General features: G+C 67.7%; 1 protein-coding gene. It reads right to left on the bottom strand.

Translation table 11 applies throughout. The features are described 5' to 3' along the window. Window positions 1-7: 7 nt before the first annotated feature. On the bottom strand, window positions 8-22260 hold a 22253-nt coding region (locus ADL29_RS45105), incomplete at its 5' end, for a non-ribosomal peptide synthase/polyketide synthase (protein WP_281181817.1).

The following is a 22260-nucleotide window of genomic DNA, read 5'->3' as shown; positions in this document are numbered from 1 at the left end:
CGAGGAATCACTCCTCGGAGGAAATGATGCGGCGCAGCCTGTCCGCCACCATCGGACCAATTTCCTCCAGGGGCCCCTGGTTCAGCATCTGGGAATGGCGGGCACCTACTCGATGGAAATCGATGCTGCCGGTGATGTACTCGCTCCACATGCTCTTGGTGAGTGGGTTGTTCGAGCCCTCACCGGCCGCGATGATGAGCGTTTCCGCGGATACGACGTGGTTTTCGACCTGATTGCGGATACGGACGTTGTTGATCAGGACGTCGGTCAGTGTCCGTATTTCGGACTCCTTGAGCCCGGCGAGTACCGAATTCTTCTCCCGAAGGATTTCGGTGAAGCGGTCATGACTCAGTGTCTTCGCTTCCGCCTCGTCGACGTGGACGTCGAACCCTTCGAGGATACCGCGGTACATGGTCGGCATATCGATTTTGGAAACGATCTCCTCCAATTCCACCGCGGTCACCTCCTTCCTCGGGTAGGCGTCGAGGAGCGTAAGCAGCGCCACCTGCTTTCCGCGGCGTTCCAGGAGCGCCGCGATGGTGTGGGCCAAGAGGCCGCCGAAGGACCAGCCGAGGAGGAAGTACGGCCCTTCCGGCTGCAGTCGGAGGATCCGCTGGACATAGTCCTCGGCCATGTCGTCCAGGGATTCCGGGAGCGGTTCCTGGCGCCGTATGCCGCGGGACTGCAGGCCGTAAACCGGGATCTCCGGCGAGAGGTGCTTCAGAAGCCTCGAATAGGACCAGCTCAGCCCGCTCACCGGATGGATGCAGAAGAGGGGGCGCTGCCGTCCGTGCGTGCGCAGTGGCAGCAGGACATCCAGGCTGTCGTCCTCCTCACCCAGCTCCATCCGCCGGACCAGCGCTGCCACGGTGGGGCCTTCGAACACCGCGCGTATGGGCAGTTCCACGCCCAGCACCTCCCACATCCGACTGACCAGGCGGGCCGCCAGGAGGGAGTGTCCGCCCAGATCGAAGAAGCCGTCCTCGATGCCGACCTGTGGCAGGTTCAGCACCTCGGCGAACAGGTCGCACAGCACTTCTTCCTGCGGTGTCCTCGGTGCCTGATTGCGGAGTTGGGTGGTGTAGTCCGGGGCCGGCAGGGAGGTGCGGTCCAGTTTTCCGTTCGAGGTCAGGGGGAGCGCTTCGAGGGTGACCACGGTCGAAGGAACCATGTACTCCGGCAGGCTTTCCGCCGCGTGGCCGCGCAGTTCGCCCGGGGTGAGGACGAGACCGTCCTTGGGCGCCACATAGGCCACGAGCCGGGTGTCGCCCGGCACGTCCTCCCGGGCCACGACGACCGCCTGTGCCACATCGGGATGCCTGGCCAGCACGGCCTGGACCTCACCCGGCTCGATGCGATGACCCCGCACCTTCACCTGCTCATCCGCGCGCCCCACGAACTCCAGGTCGCCCTCACGGTTCCACCGCACAAGGTCACCGGTCCGGTACATCCGCGCACCCGACTCGAAGGGACACGCCACAAACCGCTCCCCGGTCAGCCCCGCTCGCCCGTGGTAGCCACGTGCCAGACCCGCACCGGAGACGTACAACTCGCCCGCGACACCCGGAGGAACCGGACGCAACGCCTCGTCGAGAACGTACACCCGGGTGTTCCAGAAGGGACGGCCTATGGGGACGGGGCCGGCCGGGAGCCGACTGCCCTGGGGGATCGCGTACTGCGTGCAGTTGACGGTCAGTTCCGTCGGGCCGTACGCGTTGATGACCGCTGCCCGGGGGTTCTGGTTCCGCCAGCTCTCAAGGGCTTCGCCGGTGAGGGCCTCACCGCCGAGGATCAGGGTGTCGGTCGGCGACCATCCTGTGGAGAGCCCGGTGAGCAGGGGAAGGTGCGAGGGGGTGGCTTTGAGCAGCGTCACCGGGACGTCGCCGGCCGGGGGCAGGTCCTCCAGGTCTGCCAGGTGGACACGGCCGCCCAGCGCCAGAGTGGTGTACAGGCCGGTCACCGTGAGGTCGAACGACATCGGGGACGGGACCAGCGTCGCGGTCCTCGCCGCCGGGTAATGCCGGGTGGACCAGCTCAGGTAGTCGGCAAGTGAGCCGTGCTCGACGATGACGCCCTTGGGGCGGCCCGTCGAACCCGAGGTGTAGATCAGGTACGCCGGGTGCGACGGGTCGAGGCTTGGTGCCGGGTCGTGGTCGGGATGGTCCGTCCATTCGCGGGACATCGTCTGCCCGTCGAGCACCAGCAGGGGCTGGGCATCGGCCAGCATGAAGGCGAGACGATCGGCCGGATGGGCCGGGTCCAGCGGCAGATACGCACCGCCGGCCTTGAGGACGGCCAGCACCGCGATCACCATCTCCACGGACCGGGGCAGCGACACCCCCACGATGCGCTCCGGCCCCACGCCCCGCTCGATCAGATAGTGCGCCAGCCGGTTCGCGCGAGCGTTCAGTTCTCCGTACGACAGCGACTGCTCGCCGCAGACCACCGCCACCGCGTCCGGCGCCGCATGGGCCCGCTCGGTGAACAGTTCCACCGCCGTCGGCGTGGGCAGCTCGGCCGCGGTGTCGTTCCACTCGCGCAGGAGCTGCGTGCGCTCCCCGTCGAGCAGCACCTCCGCCTCGCCGATCGGCCGGTCCGGCCGTGCGACGACCTGTTCCAGCAAGCGTATCCAGCGCGACACCAGCGTTTCGGCCGTGGCCCGGTCGAACAGGTCCGTCGCGTACTTCAGCACACCGCTCACACCGGCCGGCCCGCCTGACTCATCATGATGTTCGACCATGTGGGCCGAGAGATCGACCTTCGAGGTGTCGAGACCGACCGGCTCTTCCCGTACGTCCAGACCTGGCAGGCCGACGGCACCGCCCGACGCGTTCTGCAGCACCAGCATCACTTGGAACAGCGGATGATGCGATACGGAACGCTGGGGGTTGAGCGCCTCCACCAGATACTCGAACGGCACATCCTGGTGGGCGTAGGCGGCCAGGCTCGTCCGGCGGACGCGTGCCAGCAGTTCCTGGAAGCTCGGGTCGCCGGACGTATCCGTACGGAGCACCAGCGTGTTGACGAAGAAGCCGACGAGGTCGTCCAGGGCTTCATCCGTGCGGCCCGCGATCGGGGATCCCAGCGGAATGTCGGTCCCCGCACCCAGTCGGGTCAGCAGCGTCGCCATTCCGGCCTGCAGCACCATGAAGACGGTCGCGCCCGCTTCCCGGGCCAGATCTGCCAGTGCCCGGTGCAGCTCTGGGGTGAATGCGAAGCGCAGACCGGCGCCCTCGTACGACTGCACGGCAGGGCGCGGCCGATCCGTCGGAAGCGTCAACCGGGCGGGAAGTGCGGCCAGCTGTTCGGTCCAGTAGCCGACTTGCTGGGCGAAGACGCTGTCCGGATCGGACTCCTCCCCCAGCAGTTCGCGCTGCCACAGCGTGTAGTCCGCGTACTGGACGGCCAGTGCCGGCCATTGGGGTGCGTGGCCTTCACGGCGGGCTGTGTAGGCGGTGGCCAGGTCCTGCATCAGCGGTCCGGTGGACCAACCGTCACCAGCTATGTGGTGCAGCAGGATGAGCAGCACGCACTCGTCGCCTCCGCAGTCGAACAGCCAGGCCCGGATGGGTGGCTCGACGGCCAGGTCGAAGTCGTATCGCGCGGCCCTCGCCACCTCCCGTGGCAGCTCGTCGGCGCTGACCGAGCGGGTCTCCCAGGTCAGTTCGTCGGCGGTCACGATCTTCTGGTGCGGCAAACCGTCGGTCTCGGGGAACACCGTGCGCAGGGACTCATGGCGATCCACCACATCCCGCAGCGCGGCCCGCAGCGCCTCGTGGTGCACCTCACCGGACAGGCGCAGTGCCAGGGGCATGTTGTACGCGGAGGACGGCCCGTCCAGCTTGTGCAGGAACCACAGCCGGCGCTGGGCGAAGGACAGGGGCACCTCGTCCGGGCGGGGCATCGGCACCAGAGCTGGGCGGGCCCGGTCGCCGCTGTCGTCCAGACGCCCGGCCAGTCCGACCACGGTCGGCGTCTCGAACACCATGGCGATGGGCAGTTCCACACCGAGCGTGGTGCGCACCCGGCTGGCCAGCCGGGTGGCGAGCAGTGAGTGGCCGCCGAGATCGAAGAAGCTGTCGTCGATGCCGACCTCGGACAGGCCCAGGACCTCGGCGAACAGCCCGCAGAGCGCCTGCTCCCGCGGGGTGCGCGGTGCGCGGCCGCCGCTGAACAGGGCGTAGTCCGGCGCCGGCAGCGCCTTGCGGTCCAGCTTGCCGATGGGGCTCAGGGGCAGCTCGTCCAACAGCACAAAGGCCGCGGGCACCATGTACTCCGGCAGCCATTGGCTCAGCCGGGCGCGCAGCTCCTCGTGCAGGCCCCGTAGCCGGTGAGTGGTGGCGGGCCGGTTGGCCAGCCTGTCGTGATGTACGGCCGGATCACTCCCAACGACTGTTGTGCCGCTGCGATAAGCGGCCACCGGCAGCGTCGACCCCGAGGGGAGGAAGACCACATCGAAGCGGTCGTCGTGTCCGGACTTCGCCCACGTCGCCACCGCGCGGAATCCCTGTGCTTCGGCCACTTCGTTGCAGGCTTCGGGGTCCAGACCCGCGGTGCCGGTCTGGTTGATCCGGTCCAGCACCCGGCTTGCGGTACTCCCGGCACGTATCTCCCGCATCGCGGCGTAGTCGGCGAGGAGCCGACCGTTGGGGATGTCGTTGCAGCGGATGCCCCCCGGGTGGGTGCGCAGCGCCTCCCGGATGCCCTCGAGGAAGTCCTCGCCTGCCTCAGACCAGGTGATCTCCGGCAAAGAGTCAACCGCCAGCGGGACCAGTGGCGCCTTGCAGAGGACGACGTCGTAGCGGTATCGGGACAACTCGTTCGCGTACGCGCCGCGCTTGAGCCTGATGTCGACGCCGCCGATCTGATGGAGATCCGTTCCGAGACCGGCGAAGAAGTCCGGGGAGAGCAGCAACTCCTCTTCCCCGGTGACCTTCTGCTCGATGGCCGCGCGGACGGCACCCATGTCGGCGTCCGATGTGAGGCCGTGGCCGACGACACCACTGTGCAGGGAGCGCAGCAGACGCAGGTTCCGGATGTCACCCAGATAGAGCGACCCGCCCGGTACCAGGAGGTCCAGGCAGGTACGGATCACCTCGACCAGGTACTGGGAGTGCGGGAAGTACTGGACGACCGAGTTGATGACGATCGTGTCGAAGTACTCCCGGGGTAGGCCGGAGTCGTCATCGGCGGGCTGGGCACGCAGTTCGACCATCGAGGCCACGTCTCCGAGGACAGCCAGGCGTCCGCGCAGCGCGTCGATCGCCGACGAGGAGAAGTCCGTGCCCCAGTACGCCTCGCAGTGGGGTGCCATCTGCGACAGGATCAGGCCGTTCCCGACGCCGATCTCCAGTACGCGCCTGGGTTCGAGCTCCATGATCCGTTCGACGGCGGAGCTTCGCCACGCCTCCATTTCGGCGAGCGGGATCGCGGTGCCGTCGTAGCTGCTCCGCCAGATCCCGAAGTCCTCCCAGAAGCCGTCGTTCGCCAGCTGGTCGCGGTACTGGGACTCGTACACCTCCCGCCACGACTCGATCTGGCGAGCCTCCTCCTGGGTGCCGCCGACGGCGGCCCACTCCCGGCCAGGCACCACATAGCCGACGAGTTTCTGGTCGCCGTTGCCGTCGTCGTGGACGAGCACGGCAGCCTCCGTCACGCCTTCCTGCTGGGAGAGGGCGGCCTCGACCTCGCCCAGTTCGATCCGGAAGCCCCGCATCTTGACCTGGTCGTCGGCCCGGCCGACGAAGTCGAGGCCACCGTCGCGGCGCCAGCGCACCAGGTCTCCGGTGCGGTACAGCCGGGCGCCGGGCCCGCCGAACGGATTCGCGACAAAGCGTTCGGCCGTGAGAGCGGGGCGACGGAGATAGCCGCGTGCCAGGGCGACGCCGGCGACGTACAGTTCTCCGGCCACGCCCGGCGGAACGGGCCGCAGGTGCGGGTCCAGGACGTAGACGCGGACGTTCGGCATGGGCGTGCCGATCCATGGGGTGTGCTTGCCGCTCTCCACCGCGCCCAGCGTGTTCCACACCGTGGTCTCGGTCGGGCCGTAGAGGTTGATGACCTCGCCGCCCGCCGAGCACAGCGCTTCGGCCAGGCTGTTCGACAGCGCCTCGCCACCGACGAGCAGCCGTACACCGGCCAGGCCCTGCGGTGCGGCGGTCACCATCGACCGGTACACCGAAGGCGTGGCCTGCAGGACGGTCGCCCCCCGCTCGGCCACCAGTGCCGAGAGTGCCGCGGGATCCTTGGTGACGGCCGAGGGAGCGATCACCACACTGCCGCCGTTGAGGAGCGGCATGTAGAGCTCGACGGCGGCGATGTCGAAGGCAAGGGTGGTCGCCGCGACCATGCGGTCCTGCCTGGTGAACGGGATGCGGGTGCCGAGCCCGTCAAGGAAGTTGGTGATGCTGGCGTAGGAGATCACCACGCCCTTGGGACGTCCGGTGGAACCGGATGTGTAGATGACGTAGGCGGCGTTGTCCGCGTGGACCGGCAGATTCGGGTCGGACGCGTCGAGGGTGCCCAGCTCCCGCTCCACGGCGGGATCGCCGAGTACGACATGCGGCACTCCGGACGCCGGCAGCCGCTCGCCCGCCGCCGCGGTGGTGATCACCACCGCCGGAGCCGCGTCCTCGAGCAGGAACGCCAGCCGGTCGGCGGGATGGTTGGGGTCCATCGGCAGATACGTCGCCCCCGCTTTGAGGACGGCGAGCATGGACACGACCATGTCCACCGTTCTCGGCAGGGCCAGGGCCACGACCGTCTCCGCGCCGACGCCCTGGTTGACCAGGTGCCGGGCGAGGCGGTTGGCCCGCTCGTCGAGCTGACGGTAGGTGAGTTCCGCGTGCTCGCAGCTTACGGCCGGCGTATCCGGTGTCAGCGCCGCCTGACGCGCGACCTTCTCGTGCGGCCACTGCGCGGACAGCGGTACGACGGTCGCGTTGCGGGTCTCGACCAGTTCGCCGTACTCCTCGGCGGACAGCAGCCCGGCGTCCGCGATGCGTACGCGCGGATCGCGGACCACGGCGCGCAGCAGATTCCGGTACCACGACACGATGCGCTCGATGGTCTCGCGGTCGAACAGCTCCGTGGCGTACTCGATCCGCCCGCGCAGGCCGTCGGGGGAACCCGCCTCGGTCTGCATTTCCACCAGGCTCACCGACATGTCGAACTTGGCACTCACGCGCTCGACCTGGTGTGGGGTGACTTCGAGGTCGTGCACCCAAGTCGAGGGGTGGTCGATGTTCTGCAGGACGAACATCACCTGGAACAGGGCATTGCTGGAAAGGGAGCGGGCGGGGTTGATCGCCTCGACGAGGTATTCGAACGGCAGCTCCTGGTGGGTGTACGCGTCGAGGGTGGTGCCCCGGACCTGCTCGAGCAGCTCGTCGAACCGGGGATTCCCGGCGGTGTTCGTACGCAGCACCAGCGTGTTGACGAAGAATCCCACGAGCGGACGCAGGGCGTCGTCGGTGCGGCCGGCGATGGGGGTGCCGAGCGGGATGTCGGTCCCCGCACCGAGCCGTGTCAGCAGCGCCGCGAACGCGGCCTGCAGGACCATGAACAGCGTGGTCTGCGACGACTTGGCGAGTGCGGCGAGCCCCGCGTGCAGCTCGGCGTCCAGGGTCCAGGTCACATCGGCGCCCTGATAGCTGGCGACGGCAGGCCGGGGCCGGTCCGCGGGCAGCTCGAGCTGTGCGGGGATGCCGTCGAGGGCATCCGTCCAGTACGCCAGCTGCGCCGACACCATGCTGGCCGGGTCGTCGATCTGGCCGAACGTCTGTTGCTGCCAGAGCGAGTAGTCCACGTACTGCACGGGCAGCGGCGCCCAGTTCGGCGGGGTCCCTACACGCCGTGCCCGGTAGGCGTCACCCAGGTCGCGCAGGAAGGGCGCCCAGGATGACCCGTCACCGGCGATGTGGTGCAGCAGCACGAACAGCAGCGCCTCGGGTTCGTCACCGGAGTGTGCCGGGTCCTCGCCGGCCTCCGGCAGCAGCAGCCAGGCGCGCACCGGGCACTCGGTAAGCAGATCGAAGCGGTGGTCGGCCAGGTCCCGAACGGCGTCGTCCAGCCGAGCGGCCTCGACACGGCGGACCTCCCAGCCCAGCTCGACGTCGTCGAGATCCAGCACGACCTGTGTCGGCTCGCCGTCGTGCTCGGGGAAGACGGTACGCAGGGCCTCATGCCGCCCCACCACATCCAGCAGCGCGTCGTGCAGGGCCTGCGGGTCCAGATGCCCGTTCAGCCGCAGCGCCAGCGGCATGTTGTAGGTGGCCGAAGGACCTTCCAGCTTGTGCAGGAACCACAGCCTGCGCTGGGCGAACGACAGCGGGATGCTGTCCGGGCGCAGCATCCGGACGAGCTCCGGACGCACCCGCTCGTCTCCGTCCAGCCGCTGGGCGAGCTCCGCGGCCGTGGGGGCATCGAAGACCGTCGCAATGGCGACCTCGACGTTCAAGACGCTGCGGATCCGGCTGACGAGCCTGGTGACCAGCAGCGAATGCCCACCCAGGTCGAAGAAACCGTCGTCGACACCGACCCGCGGCACACCCAACACCTCCGCGAACAGCCCGCACAACACCTCTTCCTGCGGCGTACGCGCAGCCCGACCACCGCTCAGTACGGCGTAATCGGGGGCAGGCAGGGCCTTGCGGTCCAGCTTGCCGTTCGGGGTCAGCGGCAACCGGTCCAGCACCATCACCGCCGACGGCACCATGTACTCCGGCAACCGCTCGCCGAGCATGCTTTTCACCGAGGCCACCACGTCGCCGATGGCTCTGACCGCGGCGGGAGTGTTGACCAGCGGTCCCTCCAGGTCACCGGCGCGATACACCCCCGACAGCGACTGGTCGGCGGACGCACCCGGCAGAACCACGGCCTCGAACAGGTCGGGACGTCCGGCGCTCCATGTCACCAGCACGGTGAGCCCATGCCGCTCACCCCAGCGAACGCATTCCTCCGGGTCGACGGCATCGACGGTGCGTAGCGCAGCGGCCGAATCCTGAATCTCACTGGTCAGTCGGGCGTTGGGAATGCCGGTCACCCGGAAGCCCGTGTCCGTGTTCCCTCCGCCGAGCCGCGGCAAGAGGTCCGCGAGACCGGAGACGTCCCGGCCCCATACGAGTTCCTCCGCGCCGGCGACCGAGGTGGTGGTGGCGTCGGCGGAATGCAGCACCACCTCGTAACGGTGCCGCGTCAGCTCATTGTGATACCCACCCCGCTTCAGCCGGACATCCACCGCACCCAGCCGGACATCACGCCCCGCGAAGTCCACGAAGAACTCCGGCGCCACCAACAACTCCGGTTCCGCACGCAGCCCCTGCTCCACCGCCGCATCCAACCTCGATACATCCGCACCGAACCGCAACGCCTGAACAGCTGCCTGGAACTCCCGGGCCGTCCGAGCATTACGGATATCACCCAGGACAATGCGCCCGCCCGGAGCAAGCAGCCGAACAACCGCATCCAGCACCCGGGTGAGGTAGTCGCCAGTGGGGAAGTACTGCACCATCGAATTCAGCACGATGGTGTCGAAGAATCCGGCCGGCAGCCCCTCGGTGTTGTCGGCGGGCTGGCACCGCAGCCGCACGCGGTCGGCCAGACCCGCCTCCGCGACCTGGCGCTCCAGCCGGCCGATCACAGTCGCCGAGAAATCCGTCGCCCAGTACTGCTCACACTCCGCAGCCAACCACGCAAGCAATAGCCCCGAACCCACACCGATCTCCAGCACGCGCCGAGGTGCGAATTCCCGGATCCGCGCCACCGCGGCATCCCGCCACTCCCGCATCTCCCCCAACGGAATCGGCCCACCGGAATACGAACTGTTCCAACCGGTGAAATCCTCGCCGAGCACTTCATCGGAGCCACCGGAATACATCGATTCGTAAATCTCGCGCCAGTCCCCGACCTGACGGTCATTCTGCCCCTGGTCAGCGAGGGAATCGGGTACCACGTATGCGACCAGCCGCGCATCCCCGGGGTTGTCCTCGCGGGCCACCACAACCGCCTGGCCGACATCCGGATGCCCCGCCAGCACCGCCTCGATCTCGCCCGGCTCGATACGGAAACCCCGCACCTTCACCTGCTCATCGACACGCCCCACGAACTCCAGCTCACCGTCACCGTTCCACCGCACCAAATCGCCCGTGCGATACATCCGCACGCCCGGCTCGAAAGGACACGCCACAAACCGCTCCGCGGTCAGCCCAGGACGTCCCAGATAGCCGCGGGCAAGCTGCGCCCCCGCCAGGTAGAGCTCACCCCCGACACCGACCGGCACAGGACGCAGCCACGAATCCAGGACGTAGACACCCATGTTCGTCGACGGCGCACCGATCAACACCGCGCCGGCCGGATCAGCGTCCCCGGCCGCGACCCGGTGCACGACGCAGCCCACGGTGGCCTCGGTGGGCCCGTACTCATTGATCACCGTGACACCCGGGTGCGCGGCCCGCCACGGCGCCAGCGCCGCACCCAGCAGCTGTTCACCACCCAGCACCAGATCGCCGTCGGCCAGCACATCCACCGGCATCGACTCCAGCAGTGGAAGGTGACTCGGCGTGGCCTTGACAAATGTCGGCGCCGGCAGACCCGCCCACAGCCCCGGATCCAACTCGTCCAGCCCGCTGACATGAACCGTCCCGCCCACGGCAAGCGGAGCGAAGAGAGTGGTGACGGTCAGGTCGAAGGACACCGACGAATGCAGCACCGCACCACCGCAGAGCCCGGGATAGGCACCCTCACACCACCGCAGATAATTCGCCAGACCCTCGTGCGGCACCACCACGCCCTTGGACCGACTCGTCGAACCGGACGTGTAGATCACATACGCGGCGTGCGCCGCTCGCAACGGAACAATCTGCTCGGCGTCAGACAGCGCCCGCCCCGGCAGCTCCGACACCGCCGCGGCTGTCTGTGCCTCATCGAGCACCACCCACGCCACACCCGACTCCGGCAGCACTCCCGCCGTCCGGGCATCCGTCAACAGCAGAACGGGCTCGGCGTCGGCCAGCATCAGGCCGATCCGCTCCGCCGGATACTCCGGATCCACCGGAAGATATGCGCCGCCGGCCTTCAGTACGCCCAGCAGCGCCACCAACAGCTCCGGCGTGCGGGGCAACGCCAACGCCACCACCGACTCCGGACCCACACCGCGGCCCACCAGCCACCGCGCCAACCGGTTGGACCGCTCGTCGAGCTCGCGATACGACAGGCGCAGCCCGGCACCCGTCACCGCAACCGCCTCGGGCGTACGGGCGACCTGCTCGGCAAACAGATCCGGAAACAGGCCTGCCTGCTCGGCAACGGGACCACGCCCACCAGCCAGTACGGCCTCACGCTCCACCGCCCCGACTAGCTCAACCTGCCCGATCCGGGTGCCGGGATCAGCGGTCACGGCACGCAGCAGCCGCTCCCAGCGGTGCACCAACCTCCGCACGGTCCCCTCATCGAACAGGTCGGTGGCGAACTCCACCTGACCCGCCAGCCCACTCGGCACACCGTCCCCATCCAGGACTTCGTGGAGCGAGAACATCAGGTCATAGCGGGCAGCGCCGGTACCGACCGACTGCGACCGGGCGTCCAATCCCGGCAGTTCGAACCGCGCCTCGGGCAGATTCTGCAGGATGAGGTTGACCTGGAACAGCGGGTGATGAGCCGGGGAGCGCTTCGGGTTGAGCACCTCCACCAGATACTCGAACGGCACGTCTTGGTGGGCGTATGCCGCCAGGCTCGTCTTCCGGACCCGCTCCACGAGATCCGCGAACTCAGGGTCCCCCGAAGTGTCGGTGCGCAGCACCAACGTATTCACGAAGAACCCGATGAGATCGTCCAGAGCTCCGTCGGTGCGCCCGGCGATGCCGCTGCCCAGCGGAATATCGGTACCCGCACCCAGCCGGGTCAACAAAGCCGCCATCCCTGCCTGCAACACCATGAACAGAGTGGCGCCGCAGTCCGCCGCCAACTCCCGGAGGTTCCGGTGCAGCTCGCCGTCCAGGGCGAAAGTGGCGTGGGAGCCGGCGTACGAGGCCGTCGCCGGCCGCGGACGGTCCGTCGGCAAGTTGATGACCTCGGGGAGTCCGGCCAGCTGCTCGGTCCAGTAACCGACCTGTTGGGCGAAGACGCTGTCCGGGTCGGACTCCGCGCCGAGCAGCTCCCGCTGCCACAGCGTGTAGTCCGCGTACTGCACGGGGAGCGGCGCCCAGTCCGGGGCCTGACCTGCACAGCGTGCGGAGTAAGCCGTCATGATGTCGCGGGCCAGCGGCCCGACGGACCAGCCGTCGCTGGCGATGTGGTGCTGCAGCACCATCAGGACATGCTCGTCGCCGGCTGCTGCCCCACCACGTTCCCCCGTGGGGTCGTCCACCAGGTCGAACAGGGCCACACGGACCGGTATTTCAGTGGCGAGGTCGAACGCGTAGCGGGCCGCGGCCGCCAGTGCGGCCGGCAGGTCCCCTTCCGTGACCGTGTGGTTCTCCCAGCCCAGCCGCACCTGGTCGGTCGCGATGACCCGCTGCCGGGGCTCGCCGTCCTGCTCGGGGAAGACCGTGCGCAGCGACTCGTGCCGGTCGATGACGTCGAGCAGTGCGGCGTGCAGGGCATGCCGGTCGACCGATCCGGAGAGCCGGAGCACCCGGGGCGAGTTGTAGGTGGGTGAGGGCCCTTCGAGCTTGTACAGGAACCACAGCCGCTGCTGGGCAAAGGACAGCGGAATGCTGTCCGGGCGCGGAATCGGGACGAGCGCCGGACGCACCTGGTCCTCGTCTTGCAGCCGCCGGGCCAGTCCCGCCACCGTGGGTGCGTCGAAGACCGTGGCGATGGCCACCTCAACACCCAGCACGCTGCGGATCCGGCTGACGAGCCTGGTGACCAGCAGCGAATGCCCGCCGAGATCGAAGAAACCGTCGTCGATACCGACCCGCGGCACACCCAGCACCTCGGCGAACAGACCACACAGGACGTCTTCACGAGGTGTGCGTGGGGCCCGGCCACAGCTCAGCGCGGTGTAGTCAGGAGCCGGCAGGGCCTTGCGGTCCAGTTTGCCGTTCGGGGTCAGCGGCAGGCAGTCCAGCAGGATGACCGCCGACGGCACCATGTATCCGGGAAGCAGGCCGGCGACATGGGCCCGCAGTTCTTCGCCGTCTGCGGAGTCGGCGTCGGTCATCGCCACATAGGCCACCAGTCTCGTGTCGCCGGGAGCGTCCTCCCGGGCCATGACCACGGCCTGCGCCACGGCCGGGTGGCCGGTCAGGGCGGCCTCCACCTCACCGGGTTCGATGCGGAAGCCCCGCACCTTGATCTGCTGGTCGGCGCGCCCGGCGAACTCCAGCTCACCCTCCGCGTTCCAGCGGAGTACGTCACCGGTGCGGTACATCCGGGCACCGGGCTCAAAGGGGCAGGCCACGAAGCGTTCGGCGGTCAGCCCGGCGCGATCCCAGTAGCCGCGGGCGAGACCGGCGCCGGACACATACAACTCACCGGCCACGCCCGGTGGCACCGGGCGCAGCTGTGCATCGAGGACGTACATCCGGGTGTTCCAGAAGGGCCGTCCGACGGGCAGCACTCCGGGCCGGGGCCGGGTACCGGGCTCCAGGCGGTATTCCGTGGAGTTGACGGTCAGTTCCGTCGCTCCGTAGACGTTGATGACGGTGGCGTCGGGGTTCCGGGCGCGCCAGACCTCGAGGGCCTCACCGGTGAGGGCCTCGCCGCCGAGGATCAGGGTTTCCGCCGACGACCATCCCGAGGGGAGCTCGGCCAGCATCGGCAGATGCGACGGGGTGACCTTCAGCAGCGCCACCGGGACGTCGGCCGTCGGCGGCAGATCCTCCAGGTCGGCGAGATAGACGCGGCCGCCCAGTGCCAGCGTGGTGTACAGGCCAGTGACCGTGAGGTCGAAGGAGAGGGGGGACGGCACCAGTGTCGCCGTCGCGGCGCCTGGGTAGTGGCGGGTGGACCATTGCAGGTAATGGGCGAGGGAGCCGTGCTCGATGATCGTTCCCTTGGGCCGACCGGTGGATCCCGACGTGTAGATCACATACGCCGTGTGCGACGGGTGGGGCCGTGGCTCCGGGTCGGTATCGGGGTATGCGCTCCGGTCCTGGGCCAGCACATCGGCGTCGAGCACCAGCAGCGGCCGGGCGTCGGCCAGCATGAACTCCAGACGGTCCGCCGGGTATGCGGGATCCAGCGGCAGATAGGCGCCGCCGGCCTTCAGGACCGCGAGGACGGCGACCACCATGTCGACCGACCGGGGCAGCGACACCCCGACGAGCTTCTCCGGTCCTACGCCCTGCTCGATCAAGTGATGCGCCAGGCGATTCGCCCGGGCGTTCAGCTCCCCGTACGAAAGGGAATCCGCGCCGGAGACCACGGCCGTCGCCTCGGGCACCAAGCGGACCTGCGTGGCGAACAGCTCCACCACCGTCGGCGCGGGCAGTTCCGTCGTGGTGTCGTTCCAGCCCACAAGGACGCGGTCCCGCTCGCCCTCAAGAAGGATCTCCGCCTGGCCGATGGGACGGTCCGGGTACGCCACGACCTGTTCCAGGAGCCGCGTCCACCGAGCGAGCAGGGACTCCATCGTGGAGCGGTGGAACAGATCAGTCGAGTACGTCAGCGCGCCCTGGATGCCGGCCGGTGCGCCCGATGCATCGTGGCGCTCGATCACGTTGACGGAAAGGTCGACCTTCGCTACCTCTACACCGACGGGTTCTTCACTGACCTGAAGGCCCGACAGTTCGAGAGCACCGCCGGCCGCATTCTGCAGTGTCAGCATCACCTGGAACAGAGGATGGTGAGATGCCGAGCGCCGTGGATTCAGCGTCTCTACCAGGTACTCGAACGGCACATCCTGATGGCTGTAGGCCGCGAGACTCGTCTCCCGGACGCGAGCCAGCAATTCGACGAAACTCGGATCACCGGACGTATCCGTACGCAGCACCAGCGTATTCAGGAACAGCCCGACGAGACCGTCCAGGGCATCGTCCGTACGACCTGCGATCGGGGACCCCAGCGGAATATCCGTACCCGCACCCAGCCGCGTCAGCAGCGCCGCCATGCTCGCCTGCAGCACCATGAACACAGTTACACCCGCATTCCGGGCCAGACTGACCAGACTGCGATGCAGCTCCGCGTTCAGCTCAAGAGGCACGTGGGAACCGTCGTACGACTGCACAGCGGGACGCGGCCGATCCAGGGGAAGGGGCAAGAGTTCGGGCAGGTCCGCCAACATCTCTGCCCAGTAGCTGACTTGCCGGGAGAACACGCTGTCCGGTGCGGACTCGTCGCCCAGCAGTTCGCGCTGCCACAGCGTGTAATCCGCATACTGCACCGGCAATTCGTCCCAGGACGGGGCCTGCCCCGCCCTACGAGCCGAGTACGCTGCGACGATGTCATCGGCCAATGGCTTCATCGACCAACCGTCAACGGCAATATGATGGATCAGAAGCGTCAGAATATGGTCGTCACCACAGGCGAACAGCGACGCCCGGACCGGAATCTCCGAGGAGAGATCGAACCGGTAAGCGGCCGCGGTTTCCAGGGCATCCGGCAGCTCCCGCTCCGTCACCGACCGCGTCTCCCAATGCAACTGCACCCGGTCCGGCTCGAGAATGGACTGCCAGGTCTCACCGTCCCGCTCCGGAAATACCGTGCGCAGTGACTCATGCCGCTTCACCACATCCAGCAGGGCCGCCTGGAGGGCCTCCTGATCCAGCTGGCCGGAAAGCCGTAGGACCAGCGGAGAGTTATAGGTGGCCGAAGGACCTTCCAGTTTGTGCAGGAACCACAGCCGCCGCTGGGCGAATGACAGCGGTATGTGGTCAGGGCGCGGCCTGCGGGCAAGGGCCGCGCGCACATGGCCGTCGCCGTCCAGTCGCTGCGCCAATCCCGCGACGGTGGCGGCCTCGAATACCGTCGCAATGGCCACCTCGATACCCAGCACACTTCGAATCCGGCTGACCAGCCGGGTCACCAGCAGCGAATGCCCGCCGAGATCGAAGAAACCGTCATCGATACCGACCCGCGGCACACCCAGCGCCTCGGCGAACAGCCCGCACAGCACTTCTTCCCGAGGCGTACGCGGAGCACGGCCACCCGCGGCCACCGCATAGTCCGGTGCCGGCAGTGCTGTGCGGTCCAGCTTTCCATTCACGGTCAGAGGCAGACGGTCCAACGCCACCACGGCCGACGGCACCATGAAGCCCGGCAGTCGGCCGACCATGAATGCACGCAATTCGTCCGTGTCGATGCGAACGTCGGAACGCACCACATAGGCCACCAGGCGGGTGTCACCGGGGTTGTCCTCCCGGGCCACCACGACCGCCTCCGCCACCGCGGGGTGACCCGACAGCACAGCTGTCACCTCGCCGGGTTCGATACGGAAGCCTCGGATCTTGACCTGCTCATCGGCGCGGCCCACGAACTCCAGCTCGCCGTCGCAGCTCCACCGGACCAGGTCGCCGGTGCGGTACATCCGGGCACCTGACTCGAAGGGGCACGCCACGAACCGCTCCGCGGTCAGCCCCGCACGACGCCAGTAGCCGCGCGCCAGCCCGGCACCGGACACATACAATTCACCCGCCACACCCGGCGGCACGGGGCACAGCCGTGGATCGAGGACGTACAGACGAGTGTTGCGGCACGGCCGACCGATCGACACCGTGCCACCTGCCGAGAGTGCCCCGGACATGGTCACGTCTACCGTCGTCTCGGTCGGGCCATAGGAGTTGAGCAGCCGTCGGCCCACCGACCAGCGGGCCGCCAGCTCCGGCGGGCATGCCTCGCCTCCCATGACCACGGTCGCCAGATCCGGCAGCGCAGACTCCGCCCCGTCGAGCGGGATCGAACGCAGCACCGATGGAGGCAGGTCCACATGCGTGATCCGCTTCTCGGCCAGTTCCTCCAGCAAGGCCTCGCCCGCCAGACGTTCCTGCCCGGGAAGGACCAGCACCGCGCCGGCGGCAAAAGTGGTGCACAGGTCGGAGAAGGAAATATCGAAACTGAGGGAAGAGACCTGGAGAAGCCGACTCTCGGCCGTCACCACCATCCGCTCCTGGTGGGTGGCGGCCAGGTCAGCTACCCCGCTCTGGGAAACGAGCACGCCCTTGGGGTGCCCGGCCGAACCGGAAGTGTAGATCAGATAGGCCGGATGCGCGGGTTGGAGTAGCGGTTGCGGATCGGTGTCGGGGTATGCGCTCCAGTCCTGCCTGACCAGCTCCCGATCCAGCACCAGCATGGGCTGGGCGTCGGCGAGCATGAACTCCAGGCGGTCCGCCGGGTATGCGGGATCCAGGGGCAGATAGGCGCCGCCGGCCTTGAGGATGGCGAGCACGGCGACGATCATTTCCACCGAACGGGGCAGCAGCACACCCACGATCTGCTCCGGTTCCACACCCTGCTCGACCAAATAATGCGCCAGCCGATTCGCTCGGGAATTCACTTCCCGGTACGAGAAGGACACCCCGCCGCCGGAAATAACCGCCGTCGCATCCGGCGCCAGCTTCGCCCGCTCGGCGAACAGCCCCGCCAAGGTCGCAAAGGGCGTCTCGGCCGCGGTGTCGTTCCAGCCCACCAGGACTTGGTGCCGCTCGCCCTCGAGCAGGATCTCTGCCTCGCCGATAGGCCGCCCCGGATCGAACACGACCTGCTCGAGGAACCGGACCCACCGGGCCATCAACGACTCGACCGTGGACCGGTCGAACAGATCCGTCGCATATTCCAGCAGCGCGTCGATTCCGGTCGGAACTCCGGACTCGTCGTGCCGCTCCACCACGTGGAGTGAAAGGTCGACCTGCGACACTCCCACGTCCACCTTTTCGGCGTTTACCTGAAGTTCGGGCAGCTCGAAGTCCGCCGAAGGCGCGTTCTGCAAGGCCAGCATCACCTGGAAAAGCGGGTGATGCGACAGCGAACGCTGTGGGTTGAGTACCTCCACCAAATACTCGAACGGCACGTCCTGATTCGCGTAGGCGGCCAGGCTTGTTTCGCGGACCTGCGCCATCAGTTCCAGGAAGGTCGGGTCGTCCGAGGTGTCGGTCCGCAGCACAAACGTGTTGACGAAGAAGCCGACCAGATCATCCATGGCCTCATCGGTACGGCCGGCAACCGGAGTGCCGAGCGGAATATCCGTGCCCGCACCGATCCGGGTGAGAAATGCCGCCATGGCCGCCTGCAGCACCATAAAGACAGTCGCGCCGTTGCCACTCGCCAATGCGGCGAGACTCTGGTGGAGTTCACGGTCGATCGCGAAGGTGAGGTACGCGCCCTCATAAGAGGCCACGGCGGGTCGCGGGTGATCGGTGGGCAGACTCAGCAGATCGGGCAGTCCGGCCAGCTGCCCCGTCCAGTAGTCCACCTGCCCGGCGAAAACACTGTCGGGATCGGATTCGTCTCCCAGCAGCTCACGCTGCCACAGCGTGTAATCCGCGTACTGCACAGGCAATTCGTCCCACGATGGGGCCTGTCCGGCACAGCGGGCCGAATATGCCGCCACGATGTCACGCGCCAGGGGCCCCACCGACCAGCCATCACCGGCAATATGATGGATGAGAATCATCAGGACCTGCTCTTCGCCGCAATCGAACAGCCAGCCGCGGACGGGTATTTCCGTAGCCAGGTCGAAGGCATGGCGCGCCGCATTCTCCAGGGCGGCCGGCAGTTCCGCGTCAATCGACGACTGGACCTCCCAGCCCAGCTCGACGTCGTCGAGATCCAGCACGGCCTGTGTCGGCTCGCCGTCGTGCTCGGGGAAGACGGTACGCAGGGCCTCATGTCGCGCCACGACATCGAGCAGCGCATCGTGCAGGGCCTGCTGGTCCACCCGGCCCTGAAGCCGCAGCGCCAGCGGCATGTTGTAGGTAGCCGACGGACCTTCGAGTTTGTGCAGGAACCACAGCCTGCGCTGGGCGAAGGAGAGCGGGATGTGAGCCGGGCGTGGCATCGGGACAAGCGCCGAACGCACCGTCGCGGCAGCGTCCAATCGCTGGGCCAGGTCTGCGACCGTGGGAGCGTCGAAGACGGTGGCGATGCCCACCTCGACGTTCAGGACACTGCGGATGCGGCTGACGAGCCTGGTGACGAGGAGCGAATGCCCGCCCAGGTCGAAGAAACCGTCATCGACACCGACCCGCGGCACCCCCAACACCTCCGCGAACAGCCCGCACAACACCTCTTCCTGCGGCGTACGCGGAGCCCGGCCGCTGCTCAGAACCGCGTAATCCGGTGCGGGCAGCGCCCCGCGGTCCAGCTTGCCGTTCGGGGTCAGCGGCAGCCGGTCCAGTACGACGACGGCCGACGGCACCATGAACTCCGGCAGCCGCTCGGTGAGCATGGTTCTGACCGAGGTCTGGACATCGCCGGCGCCATGGACCGCGACCGGATCGTTGACGAGTGGTCCAGCTGTCGGGCCGCTGCGATACACCCCGGTAAGAGCCCGGACCGGATACCCGGCCGGCAGAATGACGGCATCGAACCGCCCGGAGTGGTCGGCGCTCCAGGTCAGTGCCACATGGTGGCCGTGTTGTTCACCCCAGCGGACGAATTCCTCGGGATCGACGGCCCCGGCGGTGCCGGATTCGGCAGCCGAGCCGGGGAGTTCACTGACCAGCCGGGCGTTGGGAATACCCGTCACCCGAAGACCATCGGTCTTCCCTTCCAGCGCCGTGGGAAGGCCCGCGAGGCCAGCAACATCCTGGCCCCATGCGTATTCCGTGACACCGGCCAGCGAGACCGACTCCACATCGGCCGCATACAGCACCACCTCATAACGGTGCCGCGTCAGCTCATTGTGATACCCGCCCCGCTTCAGCCGGACATCCACCACACCGAACCGTTCATCGCTCTCGGCAAACTCGGTGAAGAACTCCGGCGCGACCAACAGCTCCGGCTCCGCGCGCAGCCCCTGTTCCACAGCCGACTCCAAATGGGCGGCGTCTGTCCCCCCGGGAAGACGCTGGTCCTGGATGGCCGTCTGCAGCGCCCGAGCCGTACGGACATTTCGAACATCGCCCACGACGATGCGACCGCCCGGCGCGAGCAGTCGCGCCACCGCATCCAGCACCCGGCCCAGATACTCACCCGAAGGGAAGTACTGCACCACCGAATTCAGCACAATCGTGTCGAAGAATCCCTCCGGCAAGCCGTCCGCGTCATCGGCAGACCGGCACCGCAGCTGCACCCGGTCACCCAGACCCGCCTCCGCGACCTGGCCCTCCAGCCGGCCGATGGCATTCGCCGAGAAGTCCGTCGCCCAGTACTGCTCACACTCCGAAGCCAACCGCGCAAGCAACAGACCCGAGCCCACACCGATCTCCAGCAACCTCCGCGGCGCAAACTCCCGTAGCCTCGCAACCGCCGCGTCCCGCCACTCCCGCATCTCCACCAGCGGAATCGGCTCACCGGAATACGAACTGTTCCAGCCGGTGAAATTCTCACCGAATTCGCTACCGTTATCGCCGGAATACACCGACTCATAGATCTGCTGCCAGTCAGCCACCTGACGGTTTTTTTGGTCCGCATCGCCGACGGAATCCGGAACCACATAGGCCACCAGCCGCGCATCACCCGGGGCGTCTTCACGGGCCACCACCACGGCCTGCGCCACTTCGGGATGGGCGGTGAGGACAGTCTCGATCTCACCCGGCTCGATGCGGAAGCCCCGCACCTTCACCTGCTCATCGGCACGACCAGCGAACTCCAGCTCGCCCTCGGGGTTCCACCGCACCAGGTCCCCGGTCCGATACATCCGCGCACCAGCCTCGAACGGGCACGCCACAAACCGTTCGGCGGTCAACGCGGCACGCTCCCAATAGCCTCGCGCGAGGCCTGCGCCGGATACATACAGCTCGCCCGCCACACTGGCCGGGACCGGTTGCAACTGGGCATCCAGCACATACACCCGTGTGTTGACAATCGGCTTGCCGATCGGCACCGGACCGCCGGCTGACAGCGCTCCACTCATCGAGACACACACCGTGGACTCGGTCGGCCCATACGCATTGACCACCCGACGACCCACCGACCAACGCGCCACCAACTGCGGCGGGCACGCCTCCCCTGCCAGCACCACCGACGCCAGATCCGGCAACTCGGCCTCGGTACCGGCGGGAACCGTCGCCAGCACCGACGCCGGCAACGTCACATGCGATACCCGCCCCACACGCAGCACACGACCGAGGCCCTCCCCCGTCGACTCCTCCCGACCAGGCACCACCAACGCCGCACCAGCACCAAACACCATCACCAGTTCCCACACCGAAGCATCAAAGCTCGGCGAAGAAAACTGCAGCACGCGGCTCTTCGCATCCACCCCAAGGTGAGCCTGCTGCGCAACAGCCAGACTCGCCATACCGATGTGCGAAACGACCACACCCTTCGGCCGCCCCGTCGAACCGGAGGTGTACATCACGTATGCCGGATGCGACGGCTCAGCCTTCCGCTCCGGGTCACCGTCGTCATACCCGGACCAGTCCCGGCCCAGCAGCTCACTGTCCAGAACCAACAATGGCCGGGCGTCGGCCAGCATGAATTCGAGGCGGTCCGTCGGATACGCCGGGTCCAATGGCAGATAGGCGCCGCCGGCCTTCAGCACGGCCAGCACGGCAACCACCATCTCCACCGATCGCGGCAGCAACACCCCCACGACCTGCTCCGGCCCCACACCCTTCTCCACCAGGTAATGCGCCAGCCGGTTCGCCCGCGCATTCACCTCGGCGTACGACAACGACTCGGCACCCGACACCACCGCCACCGCATCGGGAGCCCACCGCGCCCGCTCCGCAAACAACTCTGCCAACGACGCACCCGACACCCCGGGCGCCGTAGTGTCGTTCCAGCCCGATATCAGCTGCTCCCGCTCACCGTCGAGCAGCACCTCGGCCTGACCGACCGACAGATCGGGATCAGCAACTACCTGCTCCAGCAGCCGCACCCAACGTCCCATCAACGACTCTACGGTCGACCGATCGAACAAATCCGTCGAGTACTCGAGGAGCGCATCGATGCCAGCTGGCTCGCCCGCCGGATCATGGTGTTCGAGCAGCGAAATCAGCATGTCGAACCGGGATGTACCGGTTCCCACGTCTTCCTGCTTCACCTGCAGTCCCGGCAGCTCGGCATCGGTGCCGGGGGCGTTCTGCACCACCAGAGCCACCTGGAACAGCGGGTGATATCCGGCGGAACGCTGCGGATTGAGCACCTCCACCAAATACTCGAACGGCACGTCCTGGTTCGCATAAGCCGCCAGGCTCGTCTCCCGAACCCGCCCCA

Source organism: Streptomyces chattanoogensis (genome assembly GCF_001294335.1).
In the GTDB taxonomy this organism is placed as follows: Bacteria; Actinomycetota; Actinomycetes; order Streptomycetales; family Streptomycetaceae; genus Streptomyces; species Streptomyces chattanoogensis.
The sequence above is the reverse complement of the archived record's forward strand: the minus strand, read 5'-3'. Positions and strand labels throughout refer to the sequence as shown.